This is a genomic window from Lacticaseibacillus camelliae DSM 22697 = JCM 13995 (assembly GCF_001311195.1).
Lineage (GTDB): Bacteria > Bacillota > Bacilli > Lactobacillales > Lactobacillaceae > Lacticaseibacillus > Lacticaseibacillus camelliae.
This window is the reverse complement of sequence record NZ_BBAJ01000093.1, coordinates 1-7,931: the sequence shown is the minus strand read 5'-3', so window position 1 is coordinate 7,931 and position 7,931 is coordinate 1. Positions and strand designations below refer to the sequence as shown.

The following is a 7,931-nucleotide window of genomic DNA, read 5'->3' as shown; positions in this document are numbered from 1 at the left end:
CGGGCTGAGGCGGTCGGCGCGGCCTTGGCGCAAGTTCGCTTCACGCAAGCACTCAGTTCGCCGCTGCCGCGGGCGTTGACCACGGCCAAGTTGATCTTGGCCGCGAATCGCTTTCGCCGTCAGACCCCACTGCAAGCGGCATGGGGGCTGCATGAAATGCGCTTGGGTCAGTGGGATGGCCAAACCATCCAGAAGGTGGCGGCCCCTGAGGCCCTTGACCTTTACTTCCACCGGCCGCTGGAGTTTGATGCGGACTGCGCGGCCAAATTTGGTGTCGAACCTTATGAAGCAGTCGCTCGGCGCGCGGTGCCGGTGTTTGAAACGGCTGCGCTGGCACACCCCACGGGAAAGATTTTGGTGGTGGGGCACGGCCTGCTGTTTCAGATCCTGACCACGGTGCTGCTGGGGTTGCCCCTGGCACGGTTGCGCGAGGCGCCAATGCTGAAGAACACGACGGTGACGAAGCTGATGACACGGAATGGCAAAACTTTTTCTCAGGTTTATCGGGACCGTCAGCCGGTTGGCACAACGCCGCTTCAGCCCTAGCAGCACGGGCCGAGCACGGTCGGTCCCGCCAGAGTTCGGCTACGCGGCAAAAATAAATTTTTACTTTGGCCTTGACATTGTTTTCTAATTTTTGTATTCTCTTGTCATACCAGTTCAACTGGTGCGAAGGAGTGTTGAGCATGACAACAAATAAACCAACACAACTAAATCGCTTGTATTACTACGGCTATTACGGATAGCGGCTGCATCGCTAATTGGATGCAGACCGCGCAGCAGGTTTGCATCCATGATAGGCGCAGCGTTTAAGCATGATTTTTAAGCGGCCACATGGATGAGAGGATCTCTTCCATGTGGCTTTTTCTTTCCGGAAAGAAACTGGCCGGCCACAGGAGAAATCCTGCGGCCGGCTTTTCTGTTTCGCGGCAAACGAGTGAGCGCAATAAATTCTGGAGGAAAATTATGATGAAAATGAACAAAGTCTTGTTATCGTTAGCAGCAGTCGGGATGGTCGGGGCGCTTGCCGCCTGCGGGAATAGCGCCAGCGCCAGCAGCGCAAATAAAACCGTTAAGGTCGGAATCTTACAGCTGATCGATCAGCAGGCCTTGAACGCGGCCAATAAGGGGTTCAAGGAACAGCTGGCCAAGGAAGGCTTCAAGGGCAGCAAGGTCAAGTTTGATAACCTCAACGCGCAAGGCGATCAGGGCAACCTGAGCTCCATGTCCGCCCGCCTGAAGAGTGACAAGAACACTGTTAACTTGGCCATCGCCACTCCGGCCGCCCAGGCGCTGCTGAAGGCCGATAACCAGACGCCGATGGTCTTCACCGCCGTCACCGATCCGAAGTCCGCAGGCCTGACCGGCGACCCGAAGAAGCCCGACAAGAATGCCACCGGGGTCACCGACATGGTCGACGTGAAGGGCCAGATCGACTTCACTCACCAGCTGTTTCCAAAGGCCAAGACAATCGGCCTGCTGTACAACGCGGCCGAGGAAAACTCTGTCGTTCAGATCAAAATTGCGCGCCAGGAAATCGCTAAGCTTGGTCTGAAGGCCGTCGTCAAAACCGCGGCCACCACCAACGACGTTCAGCAGGCGGCCGAAACGCTGGCCGGACAGGCTGATGCCATCTACATTCCAACAGACAACACGGCTGCCGCCGCAATGCCGACCATCGGTAAGGTGTCTGCCGCTAAAAAGGTGCCAGTCGTCACCGCTGATGCCACCATGGTCAAGCTGGCCGGGGTCGCAACGGTCGGGATCAATTACGAAGACCTGGGCAAGCAGACCGCTAAGCTGGCAGTGAAGATCATCAAGGGCAAGAAAGTTTCTAGTCTTGCCGTTCAGGCGCCAGCAAGGCAACCCTGGTCACCAACAGCAAGCGCATGGCACAGTTCGGTGTCACCAAGGCGCAGGCGGAAAAGGCGGCGAAGGCCGTCGAATAACCTTTCTACGTGGTGAGCCGGAGCAAAGCTTGTGATTAATTCCCAAAAGGTCCTTGACGAGTTAGTGTGATGAGTGTATTCTCATTTACATAGCAAAGGTTAATCTTTGCCAGTAAAGGACGTGTTGATTATGAACCAAGTCATCTCAACACAGCTTAATCGCAACTTTTTCGCCGGCTTTTTCGGATAGCGGTTTGCATCATGATGCAAGCCGCGGGCTTACATCCATGATGGCCGGCACCTTTAAACGTGCAATTTACCGCCACATGGAGCAACTTCATTCCATGTGGCTTTTGTTTTTCCTAGGACAAAAACAGACGCCAGCCACTGGAATGAAACCGAGTGGCTGGCGTTTTCTGTTTCGCGAACAGTGCGCTTGCCGCGGCTCATCCGGATCCGGCACCACATTCTAGGAGGAATTCATGATGAAGTTGAAACACATCGCATTAGGGTTAGCCGCCGTCGCCGTTTTGGCCTTGGCCGGGTGCAGCAGCAGTGCCAAAGCCAGTACCGGCAAGAAAACGGTCAAGATCGGGATTTTGCAACTGATCAACCAAACCGCGCTGGATGATGCGCGTCAAGGCTTTGAGCAGGAACTGGCCAAGGAAGGTTACAAGAGCGACAAGATCAAAATCGATTACGTGAACGCGCAAGGCGATCAAAGCAACCTGCAGAGCATGAGCCAGCGCCTCAAGCAGGACAAGAATGACGTCAACTTGGCGATTGCGACGCCGGCCGCGCAGGCCTGATGAAAGCCGACAAGGACACGCCGATGGTCTTCACGGCCGTCACTGATCCCAAAGCCGCCGGTCTGGTTGCCAATCCCAATCATCCGGAAGCCAACGCCACCGGGGTCACCGACATGACCGACATCAAGGGCCAGCTCGAGTATCTCAAGCAATTGTTCCCCAAGACCAAAACGGTGGGCCTGTTGTACAATGCCGCCGAGCAGAACTCCGTTGTTCAGATCAAAACAGCGACCAAGGCGGCCAAGCAGTTGGGGCTGAAGGTGGCCAAGGCGACGGTGGCCTCGACCAACGATGTGCAATCTGCGACCGAAACGCTGGCGGGTAAGTCTGATGCGATGTACCTGGTCACCGACAACACGGTTGCGGCCGCGATGCCGACGGTCGGCAAGCTCTCGCTGAGCAAGCATGTTCCAGTCGTCTGCGCGGCATCCACCATGGTTGAGGACGGTGGGGTCGCCACCAAGGGCATTTCGTACAAGGAACTTGGCAAGCAAACCGCGCGCATGGCAATCAAGATCCTGAAGGGGAAGAAAGTGGCCGATCTGCCGGTGGAAAAGCCGGCCAAGACCACTGTGGTCAAGAACGAGAAAATGATGAAGGCGTTCGGGCTGACCGACGCGGACGTCGAAAAGTAATCTGTCACTCAGTTTTTGGAGGTTAACATGGACATCCTGACATCGAATATATCGACCGGTTTTTATGGGCAATCATGGCGATCGGCGTTTACCTGACGTTCCGCATCTTGGATATCGCGACATGACCGCTGAAGGGAGTTTTCCCTTGGGTGCGGCGATCACGGCGCACACGCTGGTTTCCGGCGTCGGTCCGATTCCGGCGACGCTGCTGGGTTTTTGCGGCGGGGCGCTGGCGGGCCTGGTTTCTGGTCTGCTGCACACCAAACTGAAAATTCCTGACCTGCTCACCGGGATTTTAACGATGACGGGACTGTATTCGGTGAACCTGTTCATCATGAAGGCGGCCAACGTGTCGCTTTTGGCCGACATCAAAACGGTCTTTACGATGGTTAATATTGGGGACGCCACGATGACCACCATCGTCATCGGACTGATCATCCTGCTGATTGTGATTGGCCTGCTAGTGCTGTTTTTCAATACTGAAATGGGCCTGGCAGCGCGCGCCGTGGGGAACAATCAGGCGATGGCGGCGGCCAATGGGATCAATAACGACAACATGAAGATCATCGTCTACATGATCTCCAACGGCCTGATTGCCTTGTCGGGTTCGCTGATGGCACAGACCAACGGATATGCCGATGTGTCAATGGGAATCGGCACCCTGGTCATCGCGCTGTCGGCCATTATCATCGCCGAAATTCTGGTGCGTAACGTCAGCTTCGGCCAGCGCCTGCTGATGATCATCGTCGGGGCGATCATTTATCGCCTGATTATCGCTGGCGTCCTGCAGCTCGGGGTCGATCCCAACTACCTGCGCCTGTTCTACGCGCTGATGCTGGTGGTCTTCCTGGCGCTGCCGCTGGTCGAAAAAGAAGTCAAGAAGGCACGCGAGCGTGCTGCGAATAAACGGGAGATGAATAACTGATGACAACGCCAGCCTTGGAAGTACACAAGTTGAATCAGTGGTTCGAAAAAGGAACTCCGAACGAGAACCACGCCCTGAAAGACGTTGAGTTGACGCTGCAGCCCGGCGAATTCGTCACTATCATTGGCGGCAATGGGGCGGGCAAGTCCACGCTGCTCAACAGCGTGGCAGGCTCGCTTCAGGTGACGCAAGGCCAAATTAAAATTGCGGGCAAGGACGTGACCTACCAGTCCGTGGCCAAGCGGGCCAACCTGATCTCGCGGGTCTTTCAGGATCCCCGCTCAGGGACCGCACCGCTGCTCACCGTCAAGGAAAACCTGGCCTTGGCGTTGAAACGCGGTTCCTGGCGCAACTTCTGGCGCCGCGGCGTGAAGCGCGATGATTTGGCGCTAATGAAAGAAAAACTCGCCAGCCTCAACCTGGGACTGGAGGATCGGCTGGACACCGACATTGGCCTGCTTTCCGGCGGCCAGCGCCAGGCCATCACGCTGCTGATGGCCACGATTAACCTGCCGGAGCTGCTGCTGCTTGACGAGCACACCGCGGCGCTGGACCCAGCCACTTCCGCGACCGTCATGGATCTGACGCAGCAGATCGTTTCGGCGCAGCACATCACCACGCTGATGATCACGCACAACATGCAGGACGCCTTGAAGTACGGCACGCGTCTGATCATGCTGGACCACGGCCGGATTGTGGTCGACCTGCCGGCAGAAAAGAAGCGCGGGCTGACGATTCCCGACCTGCTTGCGCTGTTTAAGGAACAAAGCGGCGAGGAAATGAATGATGATGCTGTTCTCCTTAGTTGATCATTTCCGCCTCAAAAAAAGATTGCCCACTGGTGGCAATCTTTTTTTTGCAGAAATATTAGCGCTCATGTTGTAAGAGTGCTAATTTCGTGGTACTATATATTATGTAAACAAGAAGGCGTGCGAAGCGGTGCGACTGACTATATATAACCTCAGACATCGCCCCGCGGCGGTGTCTTTTTTGCAAGGACGCAGGTTTGGCGTTATTAGGGGGATGATCATCCTAGCTTGCCGCTTTGCTCGGGGTGTGAGCGAAGGGAGGGCGTAGGCGAGCGCTTCCTTGTGGCCGAACCGGCACCTGCTCACTGCACCCGCCAACTTGTGAACAACTGACTAGACGAATGAACCTGTCCCGCGTTGCCAAACGCAGGGCCAAAGGAGGAGTTTTTATGGCACAATTTAATGATCCATTCTTCAATGATGGTATGGATGATTTTCTGAATCAGGTCCTGCATCAAATGGGCGCAAACGGTCAGCGCCGCTACGTGGTCAACGGTCATGAGCTGACGCCTGAAGAGGTGGCGCAGCTGCAACAAAGTGGCCGCATGCCAGCGCAAAACGCGCAGGAGATCCCGGTTCAAGAAGGCAAGCCGCAAAAGAAAGGAATCCTGGAAAAGCTCGGCCGCAATCTGACCAAGGAAGCTGCGGCCGGAACGCTGGATCCAGTCATCGGCCGCGACAAAGAAATTCAGGAAACCGCGGAAATTTTGAGTCGGCGGACCAAGAACAACCCAATCCTGGTAGGGGATGCCGGCGTTGGCAAGACGGCGGTAGTTGAAGGGCTCGCCCAGGCGATCGTCAAAGGTAACGTGCCCGAAGCCATCAAGACAAGCAGATTATTTCCATCGACTTGTCCAGTTTGGAGGCTGGCACTCAGTACCGGGGCAGTTTTGAACAAAACATCGAGGATCTGATCAAGGAAACCAAGAAGGCTGGCAACGTGATTCTGTTCTTCGATGAGATCCACCAAATCTTGGGCGCCGGCTCGACCGGCGGTGAAGACGGCAGTAAGGGCCTGGCGGATATTATCAAGCCGGCGCTGTCCCGTGGTGAGATCACGGTGATCGGCGCAACGACGCAGGATGAGTATCGCAACACCATCATGAAGGATGCCGCCCTGGCGCGGCGGTTCAATGAAGTGACAATCAACGAACCGAGTCCGGCAACGACGGTTGAAATTTTGAAGGGGGTCAAGGGCCTTTACGAAAAGCATCACAACGTCAAACTGCCTGATGATGTGCTGAAGGCCGCGGTCGACTACTCGATGCAGTACATTCCGCAGCGGTCACTGCCTGACAAGGCCATTGACCTGATCGACATGACGGCCGCGCACCTGGCGGCTAAGCACCCAGTGTGGATAAAGTCACCCTGGAAAAGCAGATCGATCAGAAGACGAAGGAAAAGGACGAGGCGGCGAAGGCCGAGGACTTCGAAAAGGCGGCCAAGCTTAAGACGGAGCTTGAAGCGCTTGAGAAGCAGAAGAATAGCGCCAGTGCCCAGGCCGAGCCTGTGGTGGCCACGCCGGACGACGTCGCGCAGTCCGTTGAGCGCCTGACCGGCATTCCGGTCGCGCAAATGGGCGCCAACGACATTGAACGCTTGAAGAACATTGGCAAGCGTCTGAAGGGCAAAGTCATCGGCCAAGACGAGGCCGTGGACATGGTCGCGCGGGCGATTCGGCGCAACCGGGCCGGGTTTGACGAAGGCAACCGGCCGATTGGTTCCTTCCTGTTTGTCGGCCCCACCGGGGTCGGCAAGACCGAACTGGCTAAACAGCTGGCGCTTGACCTGTTTGGCAGCAAGGACGCGATCATTCGCCTTGATATGTCCGAGTACAGCGACCGCACCGCCGTCTCCAAGCTGATCGGCACCAGCGCCGGTTACGTCGGCTACGAGGACAACGGCAATACGCTGACCGAGCAGGTTCGGCGCAACCCTTACGCAATCGTCCTGCTGGATGAAATCGAAAAGGCCGACCCGCAAGTCTTGACGCTGCTGCTCCAGGTTATGGACGATGGCCGGCTGACAGACGGCCAAGGCAACGTGGTCGACTTCAAGAACACGGTGATCATTGCGACCTCCAACGCCGGTTTTGGTGAAGAGGCCCTGACCGGTGAAAAGGCCAAGGATGAGCCGCTGATGCAGCGGCTGGCGCCATACTTCCGGCCTGAGTTCCTGAACCGCTTCAACGGAATCGTCGAGTTCAGCCACCTGACTAAGGATGACCTGGGCAAGATCGTCGACCTGATGCTGTCTGATGTCGACAAGACGCTGGCGAAGAAAAGCCTGACGCTGACGGTCACCCCGCAGGCGAAGACCTGGCTGATCGCGCAGGGCTATGACGAGGCGATGGGCGCACGCCCACTGCGCCGGGTCATTGAGCGGCAAATTCGCGATAAGGTCACGGATTATTACCTGGATCACCAAGCCGAAAAGCACCTGCAGGCTGACGTGGTTGACGGGACCATCGCCATCAGCGCGGTCAAGGACGCCCAGCCAGTGGCCTAAGCGTTTAAAGTTAGGTTTGCCAAACAGTCATGCAAAAATGGACATCACCACAATGCAATGCGGTGATGCCCATTTTTTTATGGCCAGAGGAAGTGGTCGACTGCGGAGATTACTGCCGGATTGGTCCGCAGCAGGCGGTGCTGGGCCAGTGGGCCGGAGAATTCCAGCGCTTGGTAGCTTTTTAGCCGAGGCCCAAGCAGATACCGGAGCGAACGCGATGAGACGTTGTTGATTTTGCCGTCCCAGTGCCGACCATCGCCAAGGTCGCCGTATATGTTGAGGACTGAGACCTGGTGCTTGGGAAAATGGCGCCGGAGTCCCAAGGCCCGCTTATAGTCCGGCGCGACCCACGGCGG

Annotated in this window: 3 protein-coding genes and 4 pseudogenes; 6 read left to right on the top strand and 1 reads right to left on the bottom strand. The window is 56.5% G+C overall.

Annotation, left to right across the window (positions count from 1 at the left end):
• The 6 genes and pseudogenes from JCM13995_RS12055 to JCM13995_RS18135 all read left to right on the top strand — a co-directional run.
• The coding region (locus JCM13995_RS12055) for a histidine phosphatase family protein (protein ID WP_054665986.1) at window positions 1-546 on the top strand (546 nt) is incomplete at its 5' end.
• 423 nt (window positions 547-969) lie between these two features.
• Window positions 970-1,949: pseudogene (locus JCM13995_RS12050) on the top strand (ABC transporter substrate binding protein).
• 422 nt (window positions 1,950-2,371) lie between these two features.
• Window positions 2,372-3,333 (top strand): annotated as a pseudogene (locus tag JCM13995_RS12045) (ABC transporter substrate binding protein).
• Between the two features lie 27 nt (window positions 3,334-3,360).
• Window positions 3,361-4,258 (top strand): annotated as a pseudogene (locus tag JCM13995_RS12040) (ABC transporter permease).
• A complete protein-coding gene (locus JCM13995_RS12035; RefSeq protein ID WP_054665982.1) occupies window positions 4,258-5,067 on the top strand; it encodes an ABC transporter ATP-binding protein in 810 nt (269 codons plus the stop codon). The pseudogene JCM13995_RS12040 and the gene JCM13995_RS12035 overlap by 1 nt, the downstream one beginning before the upstream one ends.
• 389 nt (window positions 5,068-5,456) lie before the next feature.
• Window positions 5,457-7,575 (top strand): annotated as a pseudogene (locus tag JCM13995_RS18135) (ATP-dependent Clp protease ATP-binding subunit).
• A 77-nt stretch (window positions 7,576-7,652) separates the two neighbouring features.
• Here JCM13995_RS18135 and JCM13995_RS12025 read toward each other — a convergent pair.
• The coding region (locus tag JCM13995_RS12025; RefSeq protein ID WP_156314477.1) for an alpha/beta hydrolase at window positions 7,653-7,931 on the bottom strand (279 nt) is incomplete at its 5' end.